General features: G+C 61.6%; 25 protein-coding genes and 1 pseudogene. 5 read left to right on the forward strand and 21 right to left on the reverse strand.

Features of this window, described 5'->3' with window-relative positions:
- Positions 1 to 261: a hypothetical protein gene (locus LQ249_RS13415; protein ID WP_017848387.1), complete on the reverse strand. Its 261-nt coding sequence runs from the start codon at positions 259 to 261 to the stop codon at positions 1 to 3.
- A 345-nt stretch (positions 262 to 606) separates the two neighbouring features.
- Between LQ249_RS13415 and LQ249_RS13420 the strand changes: the two genes are divergently transcribed.
- Positions 607 to 1,932 carry a sigma-54 dependent transcriptional regulator gene (locus LQ249_RS13420; RefSeq protein WP_232566538.1) on the forward strand — a complete coding sequence of 442 codons (1,326 nt, stop codon included), beginning with the start codon at positions 607 to 609 and terminating at the stop codon, positions 1,930 to 1,932.
- A gap of 64 nt (positions 1,933 to 1,996) precedes the next feature.
- On the opposite strand, the gene LQ249_RS13425 is transcribed toward LQ249_RS13420, so the two are convergent.
- The 7 genes from LQ249_RS13425 to LQ249_RS13455 form a co-directional block, all read right to left on the reverse strand.
- On the reverse strand, positions 1,997 to 3,307 hold the full coding sequence (locus LQ249_RS13425; RefSeq protein ID WP_057005231.1) for a hypothetical protein: 1,311 nt from the start codon (positions 3,305 to 3,307) through the stop codon (positions 1,997 to 1,999).
- Positions 3,308 to 3,357: 50 nt separating this feature from the next.
- A complete protein-coding gene (locus LQ249_RS13430) occupies positions 3,358 to 4,107 on the reverse strand; it encodes a hypothetical protein (protein WP_057005232.1) in 750 nt (249 codons plus the stop codon).
- A 41-nt stretch (positions 4,108 to 4,148) separates the two neighbouring features.
- The gene (locus tag LQ249_RS13435; RefSeq protein ID WP_057005233.1) at positions 4,149 to 4,826 is read right to left on the reverse strand and encodes a C39 family peptidase; all 678 of its coding nucleotides are present in this window, start codon (positions 4,824 to 4,826) and stop codon (positions 4,149 to 4,151) included.
- A 62-nt stretch (positions 4,827 to 4,888) separates the two neighbouring features.
- Positions 4,889 to 5,584 carry a hypothetical protein gene (locus LQ249_RS13440; RefSeq protein WP_057005234.1) on the reverse strand — a complete coding sequence of 232 codons (696 nt, stop codon included), beginning with the start codon at positions 5,582 to 5,584 and terminating at the stop codon, positions 4,889 to 4,891.
- Between the two features lie 67 nt (positions 5,585 to 5,651).
- Positions 5,652 to 6,215 carry a hypothetical protein gene (locus tag LQ249_RS13445; RefSeq protein ID WP_057005235.1) on the reverse strand — a complete coding sequence of 188 codons (564 nt, stop codon included), beginning with the start codon at positions 6,213 to 6,215 and terminating at the stop codon, positions 5,652 to 5,654.
- Positions 6,212 to 6,661, reverse strand: a complete 450-nt coding sequence (locus LQ249_RS13450) for a hypothetical protein (protein WP_169865693.1) — start codon at positions 6,659 to 6,661, stop codon at positions 6,212 to 6,214. Before LQ249_RS13450 ends, LQ249_RS13445 begins: the two co-directional genes overlap by 4 nt.
- Before the next feature lie 341 nt (positions 6,662 to 7,002).
- On the reverse strand, positions 7,003 to 7,992 hold the full coding sequence (locus LQ249_RS13455; RefSeq protein ID WP_232566539.1) for a FecR family protein: 990 nt from the start codon (positions 7,990 to 7,992) through the stop codon (positions 7,003 to 7,005).
- A gap of 267 nt (positions 7,993 to 8,259) precedes the next feature.
- On the opposite strand from LQ249_RS13455, the gene LQ249_RS13460 reads away from it, so the two are divergent.
- Positions 8,260 to 9,294 carry an Ldh family oxidoreductase gene (locus LQ249_RS13460; RefSeq protein ID WP_057005237.1) on the forward strand — a complete coding sequence of 345 codons (1,035 nt, stop codon included), beginning with the start codon at positions 8,260 to 8,262 and terminating at the stop codon, positions 9,292 to 9,294.
- A gap of 59 nt (positions 9,295 to 9,353) precedes the next feature.
- Here LQ249_RS13460 and LQ249_RS13465 read toward each other — a convergent pair whose 3' ends face one another.
- Positions 9,354 to 9,674, reverse strand: coding sequence for a DUF883 family protein (locus tag LQ249_RS13465; protein ID WP_017848397.1), 321 nt, complete (start codon positions 9,672 to 9,674; stop codon positions 9,354 to 9,356).
- Between the two features lie 162 nt (positions 9,675 to 9,836).
- Between LQ249_RS13465 and LQ249_RS13470 the strand changes: the two genes are divergently transcribed.
- Positions 9,837 to 10,091, forward strand: a complete 255-nt coding sequence (locus LQ249_RS13470; protein WP_017848398.1) for a hypothetical protein — start codon at positions 9,837 to 9,839, stop codon at positions 10,089 to 10,091.
- Here LQ249_RS13470 and LQ249_RS13475 read toward each other — a convergent pair.
- Positions 10,063 to 10,992: a LysR family transcriptional regulator gene (locus LQ249_RS13475; protein WP_169882012.1), complete on the reverse strand. Its 930-nt coding sequence runs from the start codon at positions 10,990 to 10,992 to the stop codon at positions 10,063 to 10,065. The genes LQ249_RS13470 and LQ249_RS13475 overlap by 29 nt on opposite strands.
- Before the next feature lie 83 nt (positions 10,993 to 11,075).
- On the opposite strand from LQ249_RS13475, the gene LQ249_RS13480 reads away from it, so the two are divergent.
- Positions 11,076 to 12,002 carry a carbon-nitrogen hydrolase family protein gene (locus LQ249_RS13480; RefSeq protein ID WP_026140204.1) on the forward strand — a complete coding sequence of 309 codons (927 nt, stop codon included), beginning with the start codon at positions 11,076 to 11,078 and terminating at the stop codon, positions 12,000 to 12,002.
- Between the two features lie 138 nt (positions 12,003 to 12,140).
- Here the strand turns inward: LQ249_RS13480 and LQ249_RS13485 are convergent.
- The 3 genes and pseudogenes from LQ249_RS13485 to LQ249_RS13495 form a co-directional block, all read right to left on the reverse strand.
- Positions 12,141 to 12,371 (reverse strand): annotated as a pseudogene (locus tag LQ249_RS13485) (GNAT family N-acetyltransferase); the annotation flags it as partial.
- A gap of 6 nt (positions 12,372 to 12,377) precedes the next feature.
- Positions 12,378 to 12,839, reverse strand: coding sequence for an LEA type 2 family protein (locus LQ249_RS13490; RefSeq protein ID WP_017848402.1), 462 nt, complete (start codon positions 12,837 to 12,839; stop codon positions 12,378 to 12,380).
- A gap of 12 nt (positions 12,840 to 12,851) precedes the next feature.
- Positions 12,852 to 14,279: a nucleobase:cation symporter-2 family protein gene (locus LQ249_RS13495; protein WP_046383168.1), complete on the reverse strand. Its 1,428-nt coding sequence runs from the start codon at positions 14,277 to 14,279 to the stop codon at positions 12,852 to 12,854.
- 234 nt (positions 14,280 to 14,513) lie between these two features.
- Between LQ249_RS13495 and LQ249_RS13500 the strand changes: the two genes are divergently transcribed.
- A complete protein-coding gene (locus LQ249_RS13500) occupies positions 14,514 to 16,139 on the forward strand; it encodes a methyl-accepting chemotaxis protein (protein WP_232566540.1) in 1,626 nt (541 codons plus the stop codon).
- Positions 16,140 to 16,275: 136 nt separating this feature from the next.
- Here LQ249_RS13500 and LQ249_RS13505 read toward each other — a convergent pair whose 3' ends face one another.
- The 8 genes from LQ249_RS13505 to LQ249_RS13540 form a co-directional block, all read right to left on the reverse strand.
- The gene (locus LQ249_RS13505; protein WP_046383170.1) at positions 16,276 to 17,253 is read right to left on the reverse strand and encodes an NAD(P)-dependent oxidoreductase; all 978 of its coding nucleotides are present in this window, start codon (positions 17,251 to 17,253) and stop codon (positions 16,276 to 16,278) included.
- Entirely contained in the window at positions 17,253 to 18,548 is a 1,296-nt protein-coding gene (locus LQ249_RS13510) for an MFS transporter (protein ID WP_169865691.1), read from the reverse strand. Before LQ249_RS13510 ends, LQ249_RS13505 begins: the two co-directional genes overlap by 1 nt.
- Positions 18,549 to 18,593: 45 nt before the next feature.
- Positions 18,594 to 19,535, reverse strand: coding sequence for a sugar kinase (locus LQ249_RS13515; protein WP_046383172.1), 942 nt, complete (start codon positions 19,533 to 19,535; stop codon positions 18,594 to 18,596).
- Positions 19,528 to 20,310 (reverse strand): sugar phosphate isomerase/epimerase family protein, encoded by a 783-nt coding sequence (locus LQ249_RS13520; RefSeq protein WP_057005239.1) that lies wholly within the window; start codon positions 20,308 to 20,310, stop codon positions 19,528 to 19,530. Before LQ249_RS13520 ends, LQ249_RS13515 begins: the two co-directional genes overlap by 8 nt.
- A gap of 76 nt (positions 20,311 to 20,386) precedes the next feature.
- A complete protein-coding gene (locus LQ249_RS13525; RefSeq protein ID WP_108526620.1) occupies positions 20,387 to 21,403 on the reverse strand; it encodes a LacI family DNA-binding transcriptional regulator in 1,017 nt (338 codons plus the stop codon).
- Between the two features lie 109 nt (positions 21,404 to 21,512).
- Positions 21,513 to 22,112 (reverse strand): LysE family translocator, encoded by a 600-nt coding sequence (locus LQ249_RS13530; RefSeq protein ID WP_169865689.1) that lies wholly within the window; start codon positions 22,110 to 22,112, stop codon positions 21,513 to 21,515.
- A 54-nt stretch (positions 22,113 to 22,166) separates the two neighbouring features.
- Positions 22,167 to 23,006, reverse strand: coding sequence for an AraC family transcriptional regulator (locus LQ249_RS13535; protein WP_108526594.1), 840 nt, complete (start codon positions 23,004 to 23,006; stop codon positions 22,167 to 22,169).
- Between the two features lie 75 nt (positions 23,007 to 23,081).
- Positions 23,082 to 23,723: a DUF1345 domain-containing protein gene (locus LQ249_RS13540; protein WP_057005243.1), complete on the reverse strand. Its 642-nt coding sequence runs from the start codon at positions 23,721 to 23,723 to the stop codon at positions 23,082 to 23,084.
- Positions 23,724 to 23,775 lie beyond the last annotated feature (52 nt).

Here is a 23,775-nt window from a genome sequence, read left to right on the forward strand (position 1 = left end):
TTACTTCGGCATGGCCCAGGACTGCAACTGGTAGCCATCTTTATCGAGCTCGGCGCGCGCCTGCAACAACAAATCTTCCAGTTGTGCCGGGTCGGTATACGCGCTCGACGACAGTTGTTTAGTGCCGATGCGGGTATTGGTGCGGTCGATGACGCTCAGGCTGAGGGCACCGTTGCCATCGTGCCAGGCCACGCACTGGAAGGGTTGGAAAGCACGGTCTGCGATCAAAAGAGCTTCGTTGATGCGGAGCGGGGCGTTCATGTGGGTCTTCTCTCTAAATGCCCAATCAAGTGAGTGCCGTCGGCTGGGCTGACCGTGCGGCGAGTTACTTGTACTGATGCGCGATGGCGGGGTACGGGTCACATGTTAGAGCAACAATTTTCAACTTTCCGTGATTGGCGTCATGTAAGCGGCTGTTTTGAAAGCTGAATACGCGATTCGGCAGGTACAACTTTTTTGCTGGGATGTGACGGTCGAGTGGCTTTTTGCCAAGACATATAGCAAAACGATACAAGGCAACTGTCAAGATTTTGATACTGTAACTCCCGGGCGTCACAAACCTTTGTTTATAAATAACTTTAGCAATTCTGGCGCCAAGGAATAGTCATGATTGTTACACCTGTGCAGCGCCGCTTGCTCGTGGTCGACCCCTGTGATGACTGCTATGAGTTGTTACCGGGTTTGCGTGCGGCGGGGTGGGAGGTGGACAGTTGTACGTTGACGGCCGTGGGTGAGCGATCCTGCGATGTCGGCTTGCTGCGCTTGCAGCCGTATCACCTGGAGCGGCCCGAAGCCGTCAAGGAACTGATCAGCCGCAGCGGCACCGAGTGGATCGCGGTGCTCACCCAAGAAGTGTTGCGCTTGCAGAACGTCGGCGATTTTGTCTGCGAATGGTTTTTTGACTTCCATACCTTGCCGTTCGATGTGTCCAGGGTGCAGGTCACCCTCGGCCGCGCCTTTGGCATGGCACGGCTGCGGGGCAAGGGCTACACCGCGGTGGACGAGCCCGAACATGAACTGCTGGGCGACAGCCGACCGATCCGCGAGCTGCGCAAGTTATTGTCCAAATTGGCGCCCACCGAGTCCCCGGTCCTGATCCGCGGCGACAGCGGCACCGGCAAAGAGCTGGTGGCCAAAACCCTGCACCGCCAATCCCAGCGCCATGCCAAGCCGTTTGTCGCGATCAACTGCGGCGCGATCCCGGAACACCTGATCCAATCCGAACTGTTTGGCCACGAAAAGGGCGCGTTTACCGGCGCCCACCAGCGTAAGGTCGGGCGGATTGAAGCGGCCAATGGCGGCACGTTGTTTCTTGATGAGATCGGCGATTTGCCGATGGAGCTGCAGGCCAACCTGCTGCGATTCCTGCAGGAGAAACAGATCGAACGCGTCGGCGGCAGCCAGCCGATCCCGGTGGATGTGCGAGTGCTGGCGGCGACCCACGTCGACCTGGAAGCGGCCGTGGCGAAGGGTACGTTTCGTGAAGACTTGTATTACCGTTTGAATGTGCTGCAAGTGGTCACGGCGCCGTTGCGCGAGCGCCACGGTGACGTCGCCATGCTGGCCAACCACTTTGCGCGCTTCTACAGCCAGGAAACCGGGCGCCGCCCCCGCAGCTTCAGCGAAGACGCCCTGGTGGCCATGGGGCACCACCCTTGGCCGGGCAATGTGCGTGAGCTGGCCAACCGCGTGCGCCGAGGCCTGGTGCTGGCCGAAGGGCGGCAAATCGAAGCCGTTGATCTGGGTTTGCAGAGTCAGCAGGCAATTTCGTCGCCGATGGCTACACTGGAAGACTATAAACACCGCGCCGAACGCCAGGCGCTGTGCGATGTGCTCAACCGGCACAGCGACAACCTGAGTGTCGCGGCCCGTGTGCTGGGGATTTCCCGGCCGACGTTCTACCGGTTGTTGCACAAACACCAGATCCGCTAGGGCGGGTAAACCGAAAAGCCCCGCAACGACCCTTATCGTTGCGGGGCTTTTCCCTGTGCGCGGTTTAGAAGTAGTACGGGAATTTCAGGCTGAAGGTGAAGTCCGGCGCATCATCCGTCATGCCAATGGCCAGGTTCGGCACGATCGTCAGGTTATCCGACGCCGCGATGGTCATGCCCACGTTGAAGTAACCGGCGTTGGCATCGCTGGAGACCACCGATTGCCAATCCCCGCCGCTTTGCTTGACCTTGCTCTTGCGTTGCACGAGGTCGGACACCGAGAACGACATACTCATTTTCTCGTTGAGGGCGAAGGCGACACCGACCCCTAACTGGAAGCTGTCGCCCAGACTGACCTTGCCGGGGATTTTCTGGTTGACGTTGGGGCTGATGTCGCTGAACGAATCTTCGAAGTTATGGGTGTAGGACAGCGAGCCGAACAGCACCGCCGGGTCGAAGGTCTTGACCAGGGAGATACCTGGCGTCACCGACCACACGCCGTTACCGGTCGGCAGGGTTTCCGGCACGGCGAGGTTGGTGTTGGTCGGCGATTCGATCAGCTTGATGCCATAAGGATCTTTGCCGGTAGGGGCCTTGACCCGTAACGACACCACTGCATCCGGCAGGCTGGCGCTCTCGTCGAGGAATTTATACGCAATGCCGAAGTTCACGTCGCCGATGGTCGGGTCGCGGGTAACCGAGCCTTCCGAGGTGGTGTTGGCGCTGCCGCCCGCACCGCCGGACTGGTAGGTCGACTCGCGATACACCACTGGCACGTTCACGTCGAACTGCCAACGGTTGTCCAGGTTGTAGCGCCCGGTCAGGTCCACGGTCCAGCTGTCGGACTTGATCCGGTCCAGGTTGATATTGCCGAGGAAGATCGAATCCAGCGCCAGAAAGCCGTTAAGGGATAACTGGCGTGCGTCATAGCGCGCATAGGTGACGCCGGTTTCAAAGCTGAACTTGCCATTGCCGAAGAAGCCACTGGCCTCGTTGTACAAGTTGCTCACGCTTTGTGCCGGCGCCGAGTCATCCTTCAGGCTTTGCCCATAGGAACTGCCACCGCCGGCGCCGCCCGATGCTGCCGCCGCGCCCACCCCAGGCGTGTTGCCTGCCACGGTGGTGCCGCCTTTTCTCAAGTCGGCAGGCGACTTGACCAAGCGTCTAGGGGCGGGTGTTGCGGGTTGGTCTTCTACCTGTCGAACGCGTTGCTCCAATACTGCCAGTGCTTTTTGCTGCACTTCATAACGTTGCTTGAGCTCCAGAAGTTCCTGTTTCAAGGTTTCAATATCGGTGTCCGGTGCGGCATATAGCGCGGACGCCGGCAGGAGCGTACTCAAACAAATCACGGCACGTAACGATAACGATCGATGCATGAAATAAGCCGTCCCATTCCTAATGCGTAAGTGTCGTGGCTCAGCGTAGTTCAATAACCGGAAGGGCGAAGGCCTTTGAGTTGATCTAGGTTAAGATTTTGCGTGATATTGTTCAGACCACTGTTTCCCAGCACCACATTGAGTTGGGTCAGATTGTTCACGAAGTTGCTGTTCCCTTGGATGACCGTGCCTTGCAGGACGTTGCCGCCGCCAATTTGCTGCACGACGTTGCCTTGATTGTTGCTGGCCAGCAGCGCCATCTGCAGGCCGCCGTTCTTGGCGCTCACCGTGACCTGGCCAGCGGCAGTGCTGCCGGTAATCGGCTGGCCGGCCAGTAACGCCTGGCCTGACTGGACATAGTTGGCCGGAGTCAAGCCGTCTTTGGTGACGTTGATGTCAACGCCGTTGGTGGCTGTGTTGCCATCACCCGCTGTGCGGACGCTTTGAACCACGCCCTGGCCGGTGCCGAGGCCGGAGCCACCGACGACGGTGCCGGTGCCGGTAGGCTGCTGGGTCGTGCCGTTGCCATCGCTGCCGGTAATCTGCACGTAAAATTGCGGCGTAATGGTGGTGGAGTTGACTTGCATGTTGGCAGTGCCGGTCACGGTGGCACCGGCGGCGTTGGTCCAGGTACTGCTCATCACAATGCCAAAGCTGACAATCCGCCCCGGCATCACATAGCGGCCGCGCAACTCGGCCATTTCCGAATCCTTGAGTTCAATCGGCTTGAACGCCGATGAAGCATAAACAGGTGCTGAGGCTGCCAGGCACATGACTGTCAGCCAACGGAGAGTATTCATCGTTTGCTCCTGGAGCTTCCTACCCCTTATTGCGCTTCTATCTAGAAGAAGTCGCTCTGGATAAAACCGAAGTCCATCAATTCGCTGTCGCGCACCGGGCTGAACTCGTTCAGCTTGTTCTTGGCAGTCAGTGGCGTGGGTGGGTCGAGCAAGGCGTTGGCCTTGTCGTAGCCGTCACCCAGTACGGCGAAGACGATGCCGTTCCAGCCCTTGATGAAATCGTCCTTGGCATAACGCTTGTGACCCAGCACGGGATCGCCGATATACACCCAGTCTTTGTCGGCGCGCTGCAACACCACGAAGTGCTTGTAGCCGCGAATATCAAGCAGCACGACGACCGGCACTTTGACCGTGATCAGCACTTCCGGAGTGATCCGGTAGCCCCTGGCGCGCATGTGGATGCTTTCCAGGTAGCGCTTCATGTCGAGCATGGAGAAGCCCTGGGTACGCACCAGATCCTGGTCGGCGTTGGCCAGCATGCCCTTGATGACGTGATCTTCATCCACGTCCATCCAATAGGCTTGGCGCAGGATGGTCGCCAGTGCGGCGGCCCCGCAGCTGAAATCGGTTTTCTGTTCCACCAGGTTGGCGAACTTGCGCTCACGGATGCTCTCGACCTTTTTGTAGATCAACCCACCGCCGGGCATGACCACGGCCATTTGCCCTGCCCAGGTTGGGCCGGTGAGTGCTAACAGCAGGCAGAAGGCGACGAGGCGCATGATCGTATGACCTGTTGGACACTGGAAATAAAAAGGGCCTTGTTGCCAAGGCCCGATCTGGATCAGAAGCGAGTGACTGCTACGTTGTTCTGAGCTTGGTTGTTGCTGCCAGACAGGGTGTTGGAGCCCACGATGCCGGAAGCGTGGTTGAACGAGCTGTTCACGCTCGCGTTGTTGGTAACAGGCTTGGTGCTCCAGCCGTGGCCGCTGCTGAGGTTGACGCTCAGGTTGCCCGACACGTCCTGTACGGCATTGACGGTTGCGCCGCCAGCGTTGCCATTGCCCGAGGCGATTGCAGTGCTGTTGCTACCTTGGTTCGAAGTGCCCGAGGCCACTGTGGATTGAATGATGCCCGAACCGTAGTTGCCGCTGTCGTTGACGGAGGCGTTGTTTTTGGTGCCGCCGTTGATCACCAGGTTGCCGCTGTTGGATTGAGCGGAGTTGACGGTTGCAAACACGAAGTCTGCATCGCCGGAGCCGATCGCAACGTCGTTTTTACCTTGGTTGTTGTCACCGCTCAGGGTGTTGTTGCCGACCACACCGCTGTAGTTATTCAGCGAGTCGTTGACCGAAGCGTTGTTTTTGGTTTTGTCGTTGAGCACGACGTTACCGTGGTTGCTTTGGCCGTCGTTGGCGGTCACGGCCAGCGTGGTAGGCGCAGGCTGTGGATGATGATAAGTCTCACCCGCTTGAGCAGCAACAGCCATGAGAGCAGCGAGAGCGAAAGCCAGTGGTTTAAGAGCCATTGTAGGTTTCATGGTGTATCTCCTTGCTTCTATTTAGTTGGTTAAGTGTTGGTGCGGTGTAGCTGGCGACTCAGCTCCATCAGTTGAGTCGGACATTCAGGGTGTTAGCCACTCGGTTCCCCACCCCGGCGCTCTGGTTGACCTGTACCACTCCACGGCTGCCGGTGAAGGCCTGGTCGCTGGTAACGACCTGGCGGCTGCCAGTGATAGGGTTCAACCCTGAGTCTGTTGCAAGTGCAACGTTCTGTTGCGACATGACACTGTCGTCGATGCTCTGCGGGCCAGCGTTGATGCTGATTCGCACGGCATTGATCATCTGGTTCTGGGCCCCGGCCGACTGGTTGACACTCAGTACACCGTTGCCATTGCTGAAGGAGGTGCCGTGGATCGCCGCTTTGGCATCCATGGCGCGGTCTGCGGCAGCGCCGCTGATTTTTTGCGTGATGGCGATGTTAGCCTGGGCGTTGTGGCCCACCGCGATCGCGACGTTGTTGCTCAGTTGTTGCTGGTCGCCTGCGGCCTGGTTGAGCGTCACGACGCCGTTGTATTGCTTGGCAGAGTTATCAATCGTCGCGTTGTTGCTGCTGTCGGCCATTGCCGCCGTGCAGCCCAGTACCGCGAGGAGCATCCAGGAAGCCTTCATTTCATTGCCCCCCCGATCATGCCGCCGATATTGCTCACCGGGGCCAGGCCGCGGGATACCGCGCCGTTGACCGTACCGGCGATACCGCTGCCGCCATGGCCGGCTGCGCTGCCAGCGCCCAGGCCGATGCTATTGGTGTTGGTCAAGCCGGCCAGGTCGCCATTGGGCATGATGTTGCGAGTGATGCTGACGCCACTGCTCACACTGGAGAAGTCGTTGTCGCTGAGTTCGCTGTTGGCGGCGCGAGAGATAACTGCGGACTGGTTGGCGTTGACTGTGCTGGGGTTTGGATCGGTGCCGCGTGTCCGACCTATTGCATAAGGTTGGACCTGGCGTTGAATCACGATCACACCATCGCCTGCCGCGAGCACTGGAAGGCTCACGCCGGTACTCAGTACACAGCTGATCAGCAGGAGGCTCAATGAGCCTGGATTATGCGTGTCCACGGCAGTATTCCTTATTCACCGCGCTGACCCTAAACAGCGCTGTAAGGGATAGAGCAGAAGGCGTGCCGCTTTCAATTTATTATTGTTAATCAAATAGTTATGAAGCTTAGCAGGCTAAGTGATGGCCATACTGTTTCAGCGTTGATACAGCCGGCCGACGCCGGCCGGCAATTTCCGATACGCCTGGCGCGCAGGCGGTGAGTTCGGGAGCCTGTATCAGCGCTGTAACACTTCGTGTAACAAAACCGGGAGTTCGCGCCGGTCGGGCCGTTCAGGGCAGGGAGGTGTTTCAAAAATGGACACTGCGGGCGCAATCAGGCCCGCAGGGACAGGCAGAAGTCTCAGCCCTTGGGCGCTTTACGTGGGATGGAGTTGAGGACGGGATTGCCATCCTGGTTCTGGGTCAGGTAGACCGGCAAAACCTTGGGCAGGGAGGGGACGAGGTTGTTGACCTCGCTGATGTTATAGATGCCGCCGATGCGGATTGTTCCGGTGCCGATATCGGCCAGCATCACGGGTTTGTTCAGGTAGCGGTTGATCAACGGTAACGCGTCGGCCAGGGCCAGGTTGTCCAGGACCAATTTGCCCTGGCGCCAGGCGAGGGCGCTGTCGTTGGGGTTGATCGGGCGCACGCGCGGGGTGGCATCGCCTGGTTGATAGCTGGCTTGCATGCCTGGAGTCAGCGGCACGCTGCCGTGTGCCGGGTCGCTGGAAATCTGCACCGAGCCTTCGAGCAGCATCACCCGCACCTGATTTTCGTATTTCCACACGTTGAATTGGGTGCCGGTCACGTGCACCTGTCCTTCACCGGCCTTGACGACAAACGGATGGGTGCTGTCATGGCTGACCTTGAAAAACGCCTCGCCCTTGCTCAGTGTGACCCGGCGCTGGTCCTTGTAATCGGCGTAGACCAGTTCGGTGCCCAGGTTGAGCTCAACCTGGCTGCCATCGGCCAGGGTGACCTGGCGCAGGCCATTGCTGGCCTCGAACCGTTCATAGGCAGTCGGCAACCAGCCCGCTTCCCAGCCGGTGAACGCCGCCAGGGGCAGCGCGGCCAAGCACACTGCGGCAGCCACCGCGTAATCGCGCAGCCGGCGACGCGGTCTGAACGGCGCTACGAGCGGCGCATGGCGTGGCAAGTGATCGGCCACGTCCCAGATTTCCAGCATCGCCGCGTATTCGAAGGCATGCAGCGGATGAGCATCGTGCCATTGTTGAAAGGCCTGTCGTTCGTCCGCCGTGCAATCACTTGCATGCAAGCGCATGCACCAATGCGCGGCGGCGTCGGTGATGGCGTCATATTCGGCTTCTAAAGCAGACTTTTCGGTCATTAATTCATCCTGATTTCCCACATTCTAACCTCCCGAGACCGAGGGCGAGAACAGCCTTCATGGCAATTGCGCATCAATTGAACTTTTATTCTCGTTGGGGCACGCCCAAACAGGCTGGTGACGGAGTCGCGACACACCGTAATGGACGGCGAAGCGCGTCAGGCAGTAGATAACTCAAGCGCCCGTTGACAGCAGGCACGGGAGGCGTTGTTTAATCGTCGGTCTGGATTCTTGTTGTCTCTTCCAATTACAAAATCGGAGCTACAGATGTCTGCCCAGTCCCCGAGAGTTGACGATTCTTCAGCGTTCATCGGTTTCAACGACCTGGTGGGGTTGCTGCACGCGGTGTTTGTGAAGCACGGCACGTCGCCGCAAGTGGCGCAGATCCTCGCGCACAATTGCGCCAGCGCCGAGCGCGACGGCGCCCACAGCCATGGCATCTTTCGGATGCCCGGATATATCAGCACGCTGGAGAGCGGCTGGGTCGATGGCAAGGCCACGCCGGTGGTCACGGATGTCGCTTCCGGCTTCGTGCGGGTCGACGCCGCGAATGGCTTCGCCCAACCGGCGTTGGCGGCGGCCCGTGCGTTGCTGGTGGACAAGGCCCGCAGCGCCGGTATCGCGTTGCTGGCGATACACAACTCCCATCACTTCGCCGCGCTGTGGCCGGATGTCGAACCCTTCGCCGAGCAAGGCCTGGTGGCGCTGAGCGTGGTCAACAGCATGACCTGCGTGGTGCCCCATGGCGCCGATCGCCCGCTGTTCGGTACCAACCCGATCGCGTTTGCCGCGCCACGGGCGGACGGCGCGCCGATTGTGTTCGACCTGGCCACCAGCGCCATCGCCCATGGTGACGTGCAGATTGCTGCGCGCAACGGCGAGCGCCTGCCGCCGGGCATGGGCGTCGACAGCCTGGGCCAGCCGACCCAGGACCCCAAGGCCATCCTCGAAGGCGGTGCGTTGTTGCCGTTCGGCGGGCACAAGGGCTCGGCGCTGTCGATGATGGTCGAGTTGCTGGCCGCGGCCCTGACCGGCGGCAACTTCTCGTTTGAGTTCAACTGGGCCGATCACCCTGGCGCCCGCACGCCGTGGACCGGCCAGTTGTTGATCCTGATCGACCCGAGCAAAACCGCCGGGCAAAACTTCGCCGAGCGCAGCCAGGAACTGGTGCGGCAGATGCACGCGGTGGGGTTGCGGCGGTTGCCGGGGGATCGACGTCATCGCACGCGGGCGAAGTCGTTGGCGGCAGGCATTGAAGTGGACGCGCAGGCGTTGAATCAACTACGTGAGTGGGCCGTCTGATAACCCGCGTAGCCGCTACCTCGCCAGGGTTCGGCAGTGGCTACGCAAGGCCTACAGTATTAGTTGCGACGACCGAGCAGCAGGCCGACCACCAGGCCAAAGCCTGCCGAGATCGCCACGGTCTGCCACGGGTGACCGCCGATGTAGGTTTCGGTGGCATCCACCACCGGCTTGCTGCGCTCGCGCACATTGGACACCGAATCGAGCGCTTGCTTGAGCTTGATAGCGACCTGCTCGCGCAGCGTTTCACCTTCTTCGCCGACCAGGGAAGCACTGTTTTTGAGCAGTTTGTCCGACTCTTCGATCAGTGCAGTCAGTTCGCTGAACGCTTGATCCTTGATTTGATCTTCGACGACTTGGGCGGCAGATTTACGGGCCATTGTGTGACTCCTTGCAGGTAAATGTGACAGTGAACAATGGAGTGTCGGGCGGCGGCAAAAGTTGCAGTTTTTTGCCGGCCGGCGTGGGTATGCGAAATCCGAATCAGGAAACTTAGACCTACAGTGTAAGATGTCACCTATTTGTGCAGCAGGAAATTCAACATGAGCTTCAATCTCGCCAACAAGACCCTCGCCGAACGCGCCGAGCTGGAAGATGAAAAGTCCCGTCTCTACGACCTGTGGCAAAGCAACCTGGGCAAGGCCAAGGGCGAAGCCGCGCGCCTGTTCGGCGAGCGCGCCAAACGCAAGGGCAAGTGGGCCGAATGGGTTCGCGCGGAACTCGACGGCATGTCGCCGCCGGAGTTCTCCAACATGGTGCGCAGCGAAGTCAACAAGCTGATGGCGGCGGCGAAGTAAAGCTGGCGACAATCGCCTCGCGCACTTTCAGCAACATCGGATCAAGCTGAGCCTGAGTGCGCCAGCCCAGTTCCACCGGGTAGCGCGGCAGCGCCAGCGGGCACGGCAGAACCTGCAAGCCAGTCATACCAGCGATGGCTTCGGCGGCGTGCCCGGGAATGGTCGCCACCGCCTGGCTGCCCTTGAGCAGAAACGGCAACGCGGCGAAGTGGCTGGTGGAGGCACACACCTGGCGGCTCAGCCCTTGTGCCGCCAGCCCTTCATCGGTGATCCCGATAAACCCGCCGGATGACACCAGCACATGCTCGCGGCTAACGAACGCGTGCAGGTCGATGCATTGCTGGCCTGGCGCCAGACTGTGCGGGTCGACCAGGCAGCGGTAATCACCTTCTCCCAGCACCTGCCGGCTTAGGCGGCGTTCGGCAAAGCCGCCGGCGGTAATCGCCAGGTCGAGGCTGCGGTCGAGCAGGGCGGCGGCGACGATCTGGCTGTGGGTCTGACGGAAAATCACACGCAATTTCGGCAACCGCTGGGCAATTTCCGCCATCAGGCGGCGGCCGTAGGCAATCTCGAAGTCGTCGGATAAACCCAGCACCACGGAGCGTCCCTGATACTGCTGGGTATCCGGGTGGGTCATCGCCAGGCTCTGTCGGCAGCGGTCCAACGCGTCACTGATCACCGGCTTCAACTGGTTGGCCCGCAAGGTCGGCGCCAGGCCACGGCCGGTTCGCACGAACAGTTGGTCGCCATACACCTCGCGCAAACGCCGCAGGCCCGCGCTGATCGCCGATTGGGTGACGCCCAGGCGCAACGCTGCGCGGCTGGCGCTGGATTCGTCGTGCAGGGCTTCGAAGGTTTTCAGCAGGTTGAGGTCGACTTGGGTGATATTTATCTGGCTCATATCATTCAGCACTGAGGTGGGCTTTATTCATGATCCGGGCTGGCTGGAGAATGGGCAACCCCTCATTGTTCGGAGTGATCCTGATGCCTGTTTCTATTGTGGCCGCCTTGCAAATCGGTTCCTTGCCCGGCGGCAAGGCCGACACCCTGGCGCAAATCCTGGCCTATGAAGAGCCGATCCTGCGCAGTGGCGCGCAATTGGTGGTGATGCCCGAGGCGCTGCTGGGCGGTTATCCCAAAGGCGAAGGCTTCGGCACGCAACTCGGTTATCGCTTGCCTGAAGGTCGCGAAGCCTTTGCGCGATATTTTGCCAACGCCATCGACGTGCCCGGCGCCGAAACCGAAGCGTTGGCCGGTTTGTCGGCGCGCACCGGTGCCAGCCTGGTCCTGGGCGTGATCGAGCGCAGCGCCAGCACCTTGTATTGCACCATGCTGTACTTCGAGCCGGCGCACGGCCTGGTGGCCAAGCACCGCAAGCTGATGCCCACCGGCACCGAGCGGCTGATCTGGGGCAAGGGCGATGGGTCCACACTGCCGGTGATCGACGCGGCGGTCGGGCGCATCGGCGGCGCGGTGTGCTGGGAAAACATGATGCCCCTGCTGCGAACGGCGATGTACGCCAAGGGCGTGCAGGTGTGGTGTGCGCCCACGGTGGATGAGCGCGAGATGTGGCAGGTGAGCATGCGCCACATTGCCCACGAGAGCCGCTGTTTTGTGGTCAGTGCGTGCCAGGTGCAGGCATCGCCCGCGGCGCTGGGCGTTGAGGTTGCCAACTGGCCTTCAGATCGTCCGTTGATTGCAGGCGGCAGTGTGATTGTCGGCCCTATGGGCGACATCCTGGCTGGGCCGCTGCTGGGTGAGGCCGGGCTCTTGAGCGCGCAGATCAATACCGACGATCTGGTGCGTGCACGGTATGACTATGACGTGGTGGGGCATTACGCCCGGCCGGATGTTTTCGAGCTGGTGGTCGATGAGCGGGCCAAGCCGGGCGTGCGCTACATCACGGACTGAGCGCGGTAAAACCGGTGGGAGTCAGCCTACTCCCACCGGTTGATATCTATCGCTTGAAAGAGCGGCGATCCAGCCACTCTTCACGGGTCATTTCCCAGATGTCCCGTGGAAAAATGCCCTCGACAAACTCACCTTCGTCGGCGCGCTTTGCAGGCGGATCGCCCAATGCCATTCCTCGCCCCGGGCCATGGCGGGCAACGCGATGTGTTCCAGGTAGTGACGCGCGCCGTCAGCCGGGTAGGGCCACGGCACCAGGGTATTGAGATAACGCACCACTTCCCAATGGGGGAACTGTTGCTGGATGCCCTCGGCATCGTCGAGCGTCAGCGGGCGCAGAATCAGGCGTTGGGTGACCAAGGTCGGTTGCATGGGGGGTTACCAAGTGGCGGTATTCGGCAGGTCCAGTGTTCCACGATCGACAAACCGCATGGTGCCGAACAGCCCACCGGCCAATTTGCCGCGCAATACGTAGGGCAGGTTGTTCAAACTCTGGGTCTGGCTCAGGCCGAGGGTTTGCCGCAACACGGAAAACGCTGAAACGCTGACCGGCACCATCAGAACCGTCTCGGAAAAGCGTGGGATGCTTCCGCGCTGATCACTCACCCCCGACGCCAGCGGCCGGCCATTGACCTCCAGGTCCAGGGCCACGCCGTTGTAGTCGATTGCCGTTTCATTGGGGTTCTGCACCCGCAGCTTCACGGCGAAGCGCACTTCCAGGTCCTGGCTTTGCAGCGGCTCGATGCCCACCACGTTGATAGTGACCGGGTCGCGATTGGGGAACAGGGCGCAAGCGCTCAAGGTCAGCAGCAGTATCGATAGAACCATGAGCTTACGCATACGAAGGTGCTCCTAGTGCGTGACGTCCGGGTCTTGCATCACTTTGAGGGTTGAGGACTCCGGATCAAATTCATCTTCTTCCAGTTCTAAGAACTCTTCCGGCAGGAAAATGTTCAGCAGGATTGCACAGAACGCGCCTACGGTGATCGGCGATTCGAAGATGTTGTGCAGCGCCTTGGGCAGGTCGCGCAACACTTCCGGCACGGCGGCGACACCCAGGCCCATGCCCAGGGAGATCGCCACGATCAGCATATTGCGGCGGTGCAGGCCGGCTTCGGCGAGGATCTTGATCCCCGCCACGGCGACGGTGCCGAACATGATCAGCGTCGCGCCGCCCAATACCGGCTTGGGCATCAGTTGCAGCACCGCGCCGATCATCGGGAACAGCCCCAGCAGCACCAGCAGGCCGGCAATGAAGTACGCCACATAACGGCTGGCTACGCCGGTGAGTTGGATCACGCCGTTGTTCTGGGCGAACGTCACCATCGGCAGGCTGTTGAAGGTCGCGGCCATCGCCGAGTTGAGGCCGTCCGCCAGCAGACCGGACTTGATGCGCTTGATGTACAGCGGCCCCTTGACCGGCTGTTGGGAAATCATCGAGTTGGCCGTCAGATCACCGGCGGCCTCCAGAGGCGAAATCAGGAAGATCACCGCCACCGGGATAAACGCCACCCAGTCGAACGAGAAGCCGTACTTGAACGGCACCGGCACGCTGATCAACGGCACCTGGGGCAAGGCCGCCATATCCACACGGCCCAGCCACCAGGCCACGATGAAGCCCAGGGTCAGGCCGATCACGATCGAACCCAGGCGCAGGAACGGGTTGTTGAAGCGGTTGAGTACCACGATGGTGAGCAGCACCAGCGCGGCCAGCCCCATATTGCTCGCGGCGCCGAGGTTGTCCGCGCCGAAGCCACCGGCCATGTCGGTGACCGCCACCTTGATCAGCGACAGGCCCATCAGGGTGATGATGGTGCCGGTCACCACCGGGGTGATCAGCTTGCGCAACTTGCCGATGAACTGGCTGAGCACGACTTCGATAAACGCCGCGAAAAAACAGATGCCGAAGATCGTCGAGAGAATCTCATCGGTGCCGCCACCCCGGGCCTTGACCATGAACCCGGCACTGAGAATCACGCTGATAAACGAAAAACTGGTGCCCTGCAGGCACAACAACCCCGAACCGATCGGGCCGAACGTGCGCGCCTGCACAAAAGTGCCGAGCCCCGACACGAACAAGGCCATGCTCACCAGGTACGGCACCTCGCTTTCCAGGCCCAGCACGCCGCCGACGATCAGCGTAGGGGTGATGATGCCGACAAAGCTCGCCAACACATGCTGCAAGGCGGCAAACATTGCGGCAGAGAAGTGCGGACGGTCTTCCAGGCCATAGATCAGGTCGGATTTATAGCGCGGGCGCGGGGCTTGAGCGTCAGACAAAATGCGGGCTCTGGACAGAAAATGGAGGCGCAGGATGCCAGAAACCGGAGATCGTCAGAAGTGTAAAAAAATATTTATGGAGGCCCTGCGAAAACCGCTGGGCCTGCCGATATCTTTTATAGGCCCACCCAACAATGACAACAAGTGGTGACCAAGGTCAGAGCAGCGTGTTGACGCCAGCTGATCAATCCGCTGCAGGGATGCGCGCAGACACTCCTTCTTGAGAATACCTCTATGTCTCTTCGTCATCTGAATATTGCCCCTCGAGCGTCTCTCGGTTTCGCATTCATTGCGTTGTTGGTGGTTGTATTGGGAGTGTTTGCAGTCAACCGCATGACGCTGATCCGTCAGGCGTCGGTGGATATGAGCAGCAACCAACTGCCCAGCGTGGCCTACTTGGGCAGCCTCACGGAAAACGTGTTGCGCATGCGTATCTTGTCGTTTCGCGTGCTGGTCAACCGTGAACCGGCCGCGTTGCAAGAGGCGCAAACGCGCATCGCCGCACTGATCGACAAGGTAAGAACCGCCCAGGCCGGTTACTCAGCGTTACCTTCCGTGCCTGAGGAAGCGGCCCTGTACAAGACGTTTGTCGGCACCTTGGACAACTACCTGACGGCCCAGGCCGAGATGCTGGCCCTGTCCCAGCAAAACAAGGTCGATGAGATGCGCGACTTGATCAATACCCGGATCAAGAACGGCACCGATCAGATGGGCGAGCAGTTGAACAAGCTGATCGCCCTCAACTCCGCTGGCGCCAAGCAGGCCAACGAGCAGGCCGGACGCAGCTATGACAGCGCTATCAGCGGGATCGTCGTGGTGGCCGTGGCCGCCGCCTTGCTCACGGTACTGTTGGCTTGGTTGCTGACCCGCAGCATCGTCACGCCGCTGCGCAAAGCCGTGGAAGTGGCGCAAACCATTGCCGGCGGCGACTTGAGCAAAGTCATTGAAGACGATGGCAAGGATGAACCGGCGCGTTTGATCAGTGCGTTGTCGGCCATGCAAACCAACTTGCGCCAGACCATCCAGCACATCGCCGGTTCGGCCACGCAATTGGCCTCGGCGGCGGAAGAGTTGAGCGCCGTCACCGAAGAAGCCTCCAAAGGCTTGCAGCAACAAAACAACGAAATCGACCAGGCCGCCACGGCCGTCAATGAGATGACCGCTGCCGTGGAAGAGGTGGCGCGGAACGCCGTGTCCACCTCCGAAGCCTCCACGCAGTCCAACCAGGCGGCACGGGAAGGCCGCGACCGGGTGGTTGAGACCGTCGGCGCGATCCAGACCATGACCCAGGATGTGCAAAACACCTCGTTGCTGATCGAAGGTCTGGCCACTCAGGGGCGCGACATCGGTAAGGTCCTCGACGTGATCCGGGCGATTGCCGAGCAGACCAACCTGCTGGCGCTCAACGCGGCGATCGAAGCCGCCCGCGCCGGTGAAGCCGGGCGCGGCTTCGCGGTGGTGGCCGACGAGGTGCGGGCCCTGGCCCATCGCACCGCGCAGTCGACCCAGGAAATCGAGAAAATGGTCGCCGGTATCCAGAACGGCACCGGTGAAGCCGTGCAATCCATGCAACAGAGCAACCAGCGCACCCATAACACCCTGGAAATGGCCCGCGCGGCCGGCGTGGCATTGGAGCAGATCACCCAGTCGATCAGCCTGATCAACGAGCGCAACCTGGTGATCGCCAGCGCCTCGGAAGAACAGGCCCAGGTGTCCCGTGAAGTAGACCGCAACCTGGTCAACATCCGCGACCTGGCGACCCAGTCGGCGGCGGGCGCCAACCAGACCAGCGCGGCCAGCCATGAGCTGTCGCGCCTGGCGGTGGATTTGAATGCGATGGTGGCCAGGTTCGTTATCTGAGCCACTTTGCAATGCAATCCCAATGTGGGAGGGGGCTTGCCCCCGATAGCAATGGGTCAGTCAACTCATCTACTGACTGATCCAGCGCCATCGGGAGCAAGCTCCCTCCCACATTTGCTCTGTGTTGTGTCAGAAGCTATTGCATCCAGGCGCCTGGATTCACCAGGTTTTTCGGCTTCTGACCGGCGAGCGCCGCGAGCAGATTATCCACCGCGCACTCGGCCATCGCTTCCCGCGTCTCATGGGTCGCCGAGCCGATATGCGGCGTGGCCACCACATTGTTCAAGCGCAGCAACGGCGAGTCGTGGGGCAGCGGCTCGCGCTCGAACACATCCAGCCCCGCCGCGCGAATCGTGCGCTGCTGCAAGGCCTCGACCAGCGCGGCTTCATCCACCACCTTGCCGCGGGAGATATTGATAAAGATCGTCTCCGGGCCCATCAGGGCGAATTCTTGCGCGCCGATCAACCGCTCGGTTTCGGCGGTGAGCGGCAGTGTCAGGCAGACGAAGTCTGCTTGTTGCAGCAAGTCGTTCAGGCGACGGTACTGCGCGCCGAACCGTTCTTCCACCTGTGGCTTGGGCGAGTGACTGTGGTAGAGCACCGGCATGCCGAAGCCGAAATGCCCGCGCTGGGCCAGCGCTTCACCAATGCGGCCCATGCCGATGATGCCCAGGGTCTTGCCATGCACGTCGCTGCCGAAATGCGCCGGGCCGATGTTCTTGTGCCACTGGCCGGCACGCACCATATCGGCCAGTTCGACCACCCGGCGTGCGGTGGCGAGGATCAGCGCGAAACCGGTGTCGGCGGTGGTTTCGGTCAGCACATCGGGCGTGTTGCTGAGCAGGATGCCGCGCCGGGTCAGGTACTCGATGTCGTAGTTGTCGACGCCGACGGACACGCTGGCCACCGCCTCCAGTTGCGGTGCCAGGTCCAGCAACGCGGCGTCCAGGCGCAGGCTCGCGCCCAGCAACCCATGGGCGCCGGGGAGGGCGTCGCGCAGTTTGGCCAGGCCGGGCGGGTCGAGCGCGTCGATCAGCGTGACCTCGGCGTGCTCATGCAGCCGGGCCATCAGCGGCGCGGAGAGTTTTTTGTACAGAACGACAGACTTTTTCATCAGGTCTTCACCTTTAATTCGAGGGACTGCAACGGCGCGCGCTCGCGGTCGCTGGCGCCGGGCTTGAGGAACATCGTCAGCACCACCGAGACCATCAACGCGCCGCTCATCAACAGGTAAGAGGCGCCGGGGGAACCGGTGCTGCTATTGAGGTAACCCACCAGGTACGAACCGCCGAACGAACCGAGCGCGCCCATGCTGTTGATCAACGCCATGGCGCCGCCGGCGACGTTGGCCGGCAGGATCTCCGGGACAATCGCGAAAAACGGTCCATAGGGCGCGTACATGCACGCGCCGGCAATCACCAGCAGGGTGTAGGACCACCAGAAATGTTCGGCGCCGAGCACGTAGGACGCATAGAAAGCGATAGAGGCGATCAACAACGGCGGCCACACAAACCGCTTACGTTTTTGCAGCTTGTCCGAACCCCACGACACCGCCAGCATGCCGATCACCGCCGCCAGGTACGGCAGCGCCGACAACCAGCCGGCCTCGACCATGTCCATCTGCAAACCGGCCTTGAGGATCGACGGCAGCCACAGCACAAAGCCGTACACGCCGATGCTCCAGCAGAAGAACTGCAGCGCAAGGATGATCACCTTGGGCGAGCGAAACGCTTCGGCGTAGTTCTTCACCGCTTTGATCCCCACCTGTTCGGCGGCGAGGGCGGTTTCCAGCTGGTGCTTTTCGCTGTCGCTCAACCACTGGGCATCCTTGGGCCGCTCATCGGCCAGGCGCCACCAGATAAATGCCCACAGCACCGCCGGCAGGCCTTCGACGATGAACATCCAACGCCAGCTGAAATGCTGCACCAGGTAGCCGGACACCACCGACATCCACAGCATGGTCACCGGGTTGCCGAGGATCAGGAACGTATTGGCCCGCGAGCGTTCGGCACGGGTGAACCAGTGGCACAGGTACACCAGCATCGCCGGCATCACCGCCGCTTCGACCACGCCGAGCATGAAGCGAATGGCGACCAGCATGTAGGCGTTGGACACCACGCCGGTCAGGGTGGCCAGGCCGCCCCAGAGGATCAGGCTGACGAAAATCAACTTCTTCACGCTGCGCTTTTGCGCGTAGATCGCGCCCGGCACCTGGAAGAAAAAGTAACCGAGGAAGAACAGTGCGCCGAGCAGGGACGACATGCCGGGTGTGATCATCAGGTCTTCAGCCATGCCGCTGGCGGCGGCGAAACCGTAGTTGGCGCGGTCCAGGTACGCCAGGCTGTAGGTGATAAAGACGATGGGCATGATGTACCACCAACGGCGGGTGGCGAGTTTCAAGGTATCCATGGGGTTGCTCCTGAGCTTGTTGTAGTTGTGGCAACAGGGAGTGGGTCAAGCAACGGATCGGGTCGGCAGCTCCGTGCGTGTGGGTAAGCCTTCCATATCGCCGCGGCTCTGCACGGCACGGCTGCCGATCCAGTTGCCGCGGTGTACCGCCTCGGGGAAGCTGAGGTTTTCCAGCAGGGCGCTGATCATGCCGACGGCAAAGCCATCACCGGCGCCGACGGTGTCGACCACTTTGTCCACGCTCACGGCGGCGACAAAGCCTTGGTCCAGTTGGGTGCGGTAATACGCGCCGTCCGGGCCGAGCTTGATGGCCACGGCTTCGGCGCCCTGGTCCAGGTAAAACGCGGCGATGTCCGCCGGGTCGTCGAAACCGGTAAGCAGGCGACCTTCGCTCAAGCCCGGCAAGACCCAATCGGCCAAGCCTGCGAGGGCGTTGATCTCGCGGATCATCTGCTGCTGGCTGGGCCACAGCGCCGGGCGCAGGTTCGGGTCGAACGACACGCTGCGCCCGGCCTTGCGCATTTGCGTCATCAGCTCGCGGGACAACTCGCCGGTGGCCTTGGACAAGGCCGGCGGGATGCCGGTGGCGTGCAGGTGGCGCGCCTGCAGCAGCGCCGGGCTGATGGCTGCGATGGATAAGTGACTGGCCGCCGAGCCCTTGCGGAAGTACTCGACCTGGGGATCATCGCCGGCTTCTTCGCGGGACTTGAGCTGAAAACCGGTGGGGTGCAGCGGGTCGACCGCCACGTGCCGGCAATCCAGGCCTTGTTGCTTGAGCGTGTCGAGCACAAAGCGGCCCAGGGAGTCGTTGCCCACCCGGCTCAGCCAGGCGACGTTGAAGCCCAGGCGCGACAGGCCGATGGCGACATTGCTGTCGGCCCCGGCGATGCGTTTGTGGAAGTGGCCCACCTGGGCCAGGTCGCCGCTCTGTTCGGCGACAAACATCGCCATGGTTTCGCCGAACGACAGGATATCGATCTCAGACATGGGCGTACTCCGCACGGGGTTGGCCAAGCAGGGCGAGGGTGGCGACCTGCTGGGCGGTGACTTCGACCAGGTCGTCGCCTTGCAGCGGGAATTCCACCGCCCGGGTAATACCTTGAGTCATGTGGCCCAGCAGTTGTTCCCACAGATGCAGGTCGGTGGCGCCGGGCGGCAGTGCCACCAGCTTGCCGTCCGCGCGACGCGCCACGGCCTTGCAGTGCAGGTAGTCGACATGCCGGCCGAGCAGGCGCGCGGCGGTGAGCGCGGACTGGTCCTGCCAGTGCCAGTTACCGATATCGAACGTCATCTTCACCGGCAGGCCAAGGCGCTCGACTTCGCTGAAGAAACGTTGCAGCGGTTCGATGCGACCGCCATGCAGGGTCTGGTCGTTTTCCACCAGCAACTTGACCGGGTGGCGGTTGAGCAGGGCGTGCAGGCTGTGCAGGTCGTTGGTGTCGGTGAAGTAGCCGAGGGAGACTTTCAGCCAGCGCGCACCAAAGGCCTGGGCGCGATCAAGGGTGGCGGCGAGCTCGGCATTCGGCTGGGCGCGGCCGGCGACCCACAGTTCCAGCGGCGAAGAGAACACGCACTCCAGGCCTTGTTCGGCCGCCGCCCGGGCCAGTTGTGCCGGTTGTTCAATGGTCAGCAGCTCTTCGCGCCACTCGATGCGCCGGGCACCGGCCGCCGCCAGCAGGGCGACAAAACTCAATTGGCCCTGCTGGCGGACGAGGTCGGCGCCGTAGCTGGAAAGGCTGATGGAGACGGGGTATTCATGCATGATTGTGTACCTCTGAAACCGGTTTCATTTTTCTGCGCAACCTATTGAATTGACGCCCGCGAGGGCTCGACAGCGGCTACGAGGTGGGTTGGGTGGAACCGCGAACGATCAGTTCGGGCAGGAAATCCAGGGTGCGGGCCGGCGCCGTATCGCCGCGCAGGCGCTTGAGCAGGCAGTCGAAGGCACTCGCGCCAATCGCCTGCGTCGGTTGGGCGAGGGCGGTGATGCCGGTGCCCACCAGCGGGTACCAGTCCAGGTCATCCAGGGCGATCAGGCCGACGTCCGCGAACAGGTCGCACTCCAGCGCCTTGAGCGCGCGGGTGCAAGCGAGGGCGGCGATGCCGTTGGCGCAGAACACGGCTTTGGCGCCGGGCTTGGCCAGAAAGGCGCGCAGGCGCTTTTCCAGCGCGCCGTCCAGTTCCAGCACCGTGCCGCTCAACGCCGGGCGGCGGGCAATCTCGGCGGTGAAACTGTCAAGGCGCTCCAGGCGCGAACTGGTGCCATCGGTGGCCTCGCTGACCAGCACTATCTCGCGGTAGCCCTGTTGCTCAAGGTGTTCCAGCGCCATGCGTACCGCGGCCGGGTTATCCAAACCCACCAGGTCGCTGCGCAACGGTGCGACCTTGCGGTCCACCAGCACCAGGGGCATTTCCCGTTGCAGTTCCAGCAGTTGTTCGAGGTGGTGGCCGAGGGTGTTCACGATCAGCCCTTCGATGTTGTACGAGCGTAGCGCCGCCAGGTGCTGGCGTTCCTGCTCGTCATCGCGGTCGGTGTTGCACACCACCAGGCTGTAGCCGTGCTGGCGGCAGGCAGTTTCGACACCGTGCATCACGGCGATGGAATAGGGGTTGCGGATATCGGCCACCAGCATACCGATCAGGCGCGTGCGCCCGCGTTTCAAGCCACGGGCCATCTGGTTGGGGCGGTAGCCGAGTTCGGCGATGGCGTGCTCGATGCGCAGGGCGATGGCATCGGAGAGCAGGGCGCGATCGTCGCCGATGAAGCGCGACACGCTGGCTTTGGACACGCCGGCGCGCTGGGCGACGTCGAGCATGGTCACGCGGCTGCGCTGGGCGGCAGAGAAACTGTTCACGGTCATCGACCTTCTATTTTTATTGGAATGACTGAAACCGGTTTCAGGAAACCACTAAAGTACGAAAGCCGTCAAGAAGTTGTAGGACAAAGCCAGATAGCCGGTGTGTTCAGGCCAGCACACTTAACCAAGCCGCCGCCAACAGCAGCACGGCCATACCGCGGTTGAAACGCTGCATGGCGCTGCTCGAACGCAACACCCGTGCGGATCCGGCACCCAACAGCGCCCAGGTGCCCAGGCAGGGGATCGATATCAGGAAAAACGCCAGGGAGAGGTACACCACCTGGTTTTGGCGCTCCGCACCATTGCCGGTAAAAACGCTGACTACGGCCAGTGCCATCATCCAGCTTTTCGGGTTGATCAATTGCAGGCTGGCGGCGCCGATCGGGCTCAGGGGTTTTTGGCGTGTATCCGCTTCGATGGCCCGGGTGGGGGCGCTGAAAATCTGCCAGGCCAGGTAATTCAGCCAGGCAATGCCGATCCATTGCATGGCGGTTTGTACCTTGGGTAGCTGCACCAAGGACCGGCCAAACCCCGAGCCCACCACCAGCACGAGCAGCGCCGCGCCGGCGCAGGCGCCCAGGATGATTGGCAGCGTGGCCCTGAAACCGAAACGGGCGCTGTTGCTCAGTACCAGGATATTGGTCGGGCCGGGGGTAATTGAGGCGACGAAGGCAAACAGCATGAAAGGCAACAGCGTGGACAGCATGGGGGACGACTCCGATAGACCCATTGATGGCGTCGATCTTCACAAGCCCGCGTATCACCTGTCTGGAAGATTTGAGCAGCGCTTGCGGTAGGCGGCGGGCGTCAGGCCATAGGCGCGCACGAACCAGCGGCCCAGGTGGCTCTGATCGGCAAAACCCAGGGCGATCGCCACATCGGCCGGTTGTTCACCCTTGGCCAGCAAGTGCCGCGCGCGGGCCAGGCGCAGTTGCACCAGATAAGCATGGGGCGGCAGGCCAAACGCGCTCTTGAACGCGCGGGTCAGGCGGAAGCGGTCGACGCCGCAGGCCAGCGCCAGGGCATCCATGCCTACATCGTGATGCAGGTGGGCATGCAGGTATTCCCGGGCTTTGTGGGCGACCAGCGGTAGGCGTGGGTCGTCACGGTAACGGCTACGCCAGTGGAGCTGGCCGGTGAGGCGTTCGAGCAACTGGTCCATGGCCCGTTGTCGCACGATGCGCAACTCGCCGCTGTGCAGGGTGCGAAAGGCTTGGCTGGTGGCGAGGGCCAGGCGCGGGTCGTTGGTCAAGGTCGCGGCAAAACTCAGCTGGCTGTTGACGGGAGCCTCTTCGAAGACCGCGCTCACTTCCCGCGTCAACCACTGCGGGTCGAGGTAGAGCATGTGGTAGGTAAAACCGTCGGCCGTGGGCGCGTCGCCGTCATGCAACTCGCCGGGTTCCACCAGGAACACCTGGCCGGGCACGCTGTTGTGGCGCGTGCGGCGGCAGTTGAATTGCTGCACGCCTTGTTCGGTCACGCCGATCAGGTAGCTGTCGTGCCAATGGGGATCGTAGGCATGGCCTTCGAAATGCGCGCGCAGGGTCTCGATGCCGGTGTCGGCGTCCTGGGACAGATCGATCCAATTGTGCGCGGCCATCACAACACCGAGGCGGAATAGACGATGTTATCTAGCGTCCATCGAGTCGTGGGCGTCTAGAAGGTTTGTGCGGCGTCAACTGAACAGTCCCGCGGCAATATTGATCGAGAACCCAAGGATCGCTGTGTTGAACAGAAACCCGATCAGCGATTGCCCCAGCACCACCTTGCGCATGGTGCGGGTGGCAACGCCCACGTCTGCTGTTTGCACGGCGACGCCGATGGTGAAGGAAAAGTACAGGAAGTCCCAATAGTTGGGGGTCAACAACCCCTCGGCAAAGCGCAGCGCCGGCTCTTTGCCGGCCCAGGTGTAATAGAGCCGGGCGTAGTGAACGCTGAAGATCACCCCGATCAACAACCATGAGCCGATGACCGTCAGGCCGGTAAAACCGTAGTGCAACAGCCGCTCGGCGGTGCTCAGGTCCTTGCTGCCGACCAGTTCGAAGGTGATGGTGGCCAGGCTGGCGATGGCTGCGATGCACACCGTGAACAGCACCAGGCCGGCGTTCTCATCCTCGATCTCGGCGATGCGTTTGACGTCTTCGGCCTTGGCGCGGATGGTCAGCCACAGCATCAGCACCAGGTAGATCCAGACGCCGGCATTCCAGCCGATCAGGATTTTGCTCACGAGTGTATCGGCGGGTACCAGGATGCCAACGGCAAGGCCCAGGACGGCGGCGCAAGAGAGGCGAGGGTGGGTGCGGGCGAGGAAGGGCATGGGTGCTCACAACAAGGGCGGTTGTGAGCACCATAGCGCATTTTTGCGCGGG

Source organism: Pseudomonas sp. 7-41 (assembly GCF_021233075.1).
Lineage (GTDB): Bacteria > Pseudomonadota > Gammaproteobacteria > Pseudomonadales > Pseudomonadaceae > Aquipseudomonas > Aquipseudomonas veronii.

Excerpts from the sequence above, each read along its gene's own strand:
- LQ249_RS13535 (WP_108526594.1), bottom strand. The coding sequence starts at position 23,006 with ATGGCCGCGCACAATTGGATCGATCTGTCCCAGGACGCCGACACCGGC.
- LQ249_RS13505 (WP_046383170.1), bottom strand. The coding sequence starts at position 17,253 with ATGAAAAAGTCTGTCGTTCTGTACAAAAAACTCTCCGCGCCGCTGATG.
- LQ249_RS13510 (WP_169865691.1), bottom strand. The coding sequence starts at position 18,548 with ATGGATACCTTGAAACTCGCCACCCGCCGTTGGTGGTACATCATGCCC.
- LQ249_RS13500 (WP_232566540.1), top strand. The coding sequence starts at position 14,514 with ATGTCTCTTCGTCATCTGAATATTGCCCCTCGAGCGTCTCTCGGTTTC.
- LQ249_RS13455 (WP_232566539.1), bottom strand. The coding sequence starts at position 7,992 with ATGACCGAAAAGTCTGCTTTAGAAGCCGAATATGACGCCATCACCGAC.
- LQ249_RS13415 (WP_017848387.1), bottom strand. The coding sequence starts at position 261 with ATGAACGCCCCGCTCCGCATCAACGAAGCTCTTTTGATCGCAGACCGT.
- LQ249_RS13435 (WP_057005233.1), bottom strand. The coding sequence starts at position 4,826 with ATGCGCCTCGTCGCCTTCTGCCTGCTGTTAGCACTCACCGGCCCAACC.
- LQ249_RS13420 (WP_232566538.1), top strand. The coding sequence starts at position 607 with ATGATTGTTACACCTGTGCAGCGCCGCTTGCTCGTGGTCGACCCCTGT.
- LQ249_RS13440 (WP_057005234.1), bottom strand. The coding sequence starts at position 5,584 with ATGAAACCTACAATGGCTCTTAAACCACTGGCTTTCGCTCTCGCTGCT.
- LQ249_RS13445 (WP_057005235.1), bottom strand. The coding sequence starts at position 6,215 with ATGAAGGCTTCCTGGATGCTCCTCGCGGTACTGGGCTGCACGGCGGCA.
- LQ249_RS13425 (WP_057005231.1), bottom strand. The coding sequence starts at position 3,307 with ATGCATCGATCGTTATCGTTACGTGCCGTGATTTGTTTGAGTACGCTC.
- LQ249_RS13520 (WP_057005239.1), bottom strand. The coding sequence starts at position 20,310 with ATGCATGAATACCCCGTCTCCATCAGCCTTTCCAGCTACGGCGCCGAC.
- LQ249_RS13530 (WP_169865689.1), bottom strand. The coding sequence starts at position 22,112 with ATGCTGTCCACGCTGTTGCCTTTCATGCTGTTTGCCTTCGTCGCCTCA.
- LQ249_RS13470 (WP_017848398.1), top strand. The coding sequence starts at position 9,837 with ATGAGCTTCAATCTCGCCAACAAGACCCTCGCCGAACGCGCCGAGCTG.
- LQ249_RS13460 (WP_057005237.1), top strand. The coding sequence starts at position 8,260 with ATGTCTGCCCAGTCCCCGAGAGTTGACGATTCTTCAGCGTTCATCGGT.
- LQ249_RS13540 (WP_057005243.1), bottom strand. The coding sequence starts at position 23,723 with ATGCCCTTCCTCGCCCGCACCCACCCTCGCCTCTCTTGCGCCGCCGTC.
- LQ249_RS13515 (WP_046383172.1), bottom strand. The coding sequence starts at position 19,535 with ATGTCTGAGATCGATATCCTGTCGTTCGGCGAAACCATGGCGATGTTT.
- LQ249_RS13480 (WP_026140204.1), top strand. The coding sequence starts at position 11,076 with ATGCCTGTTTCTATTGTGGCCGCCTTGCAAATCGGTTCCTTGCCCGGC.
- LQ249_RS13490 (WP_017848402.1), bottom strand. The coding sequence starts at position 12,839 with ATGCGTAAGCTCATGGTTCTATCGATACTGCTGCTGACCTTGAGCGCT.
- LQ249_RS13475 (WP_169882012.1), bottom strand. The coding sequence starts at position 10,992 with ATGAGCCAGATAAATATCACCCAAGTCGACCTCAACCTGCTGAAAACC.
- LQ249_RS13465 (WP_017848397.1), bottom strand. The coding sequence starts at position 9,674 with ATGGCCCGTAAATCTGCCGCCCAAGTCGTCGAAGATCAAATCAAGGAT.
- LQ249_RS13430 (WP_057005232.1), bottom strand. The coding sequence starts at position 4,107 with ATGAATACTCTCCGTTGGCTGACAGTCATGTGCCTGGCAGCCTCAGCA.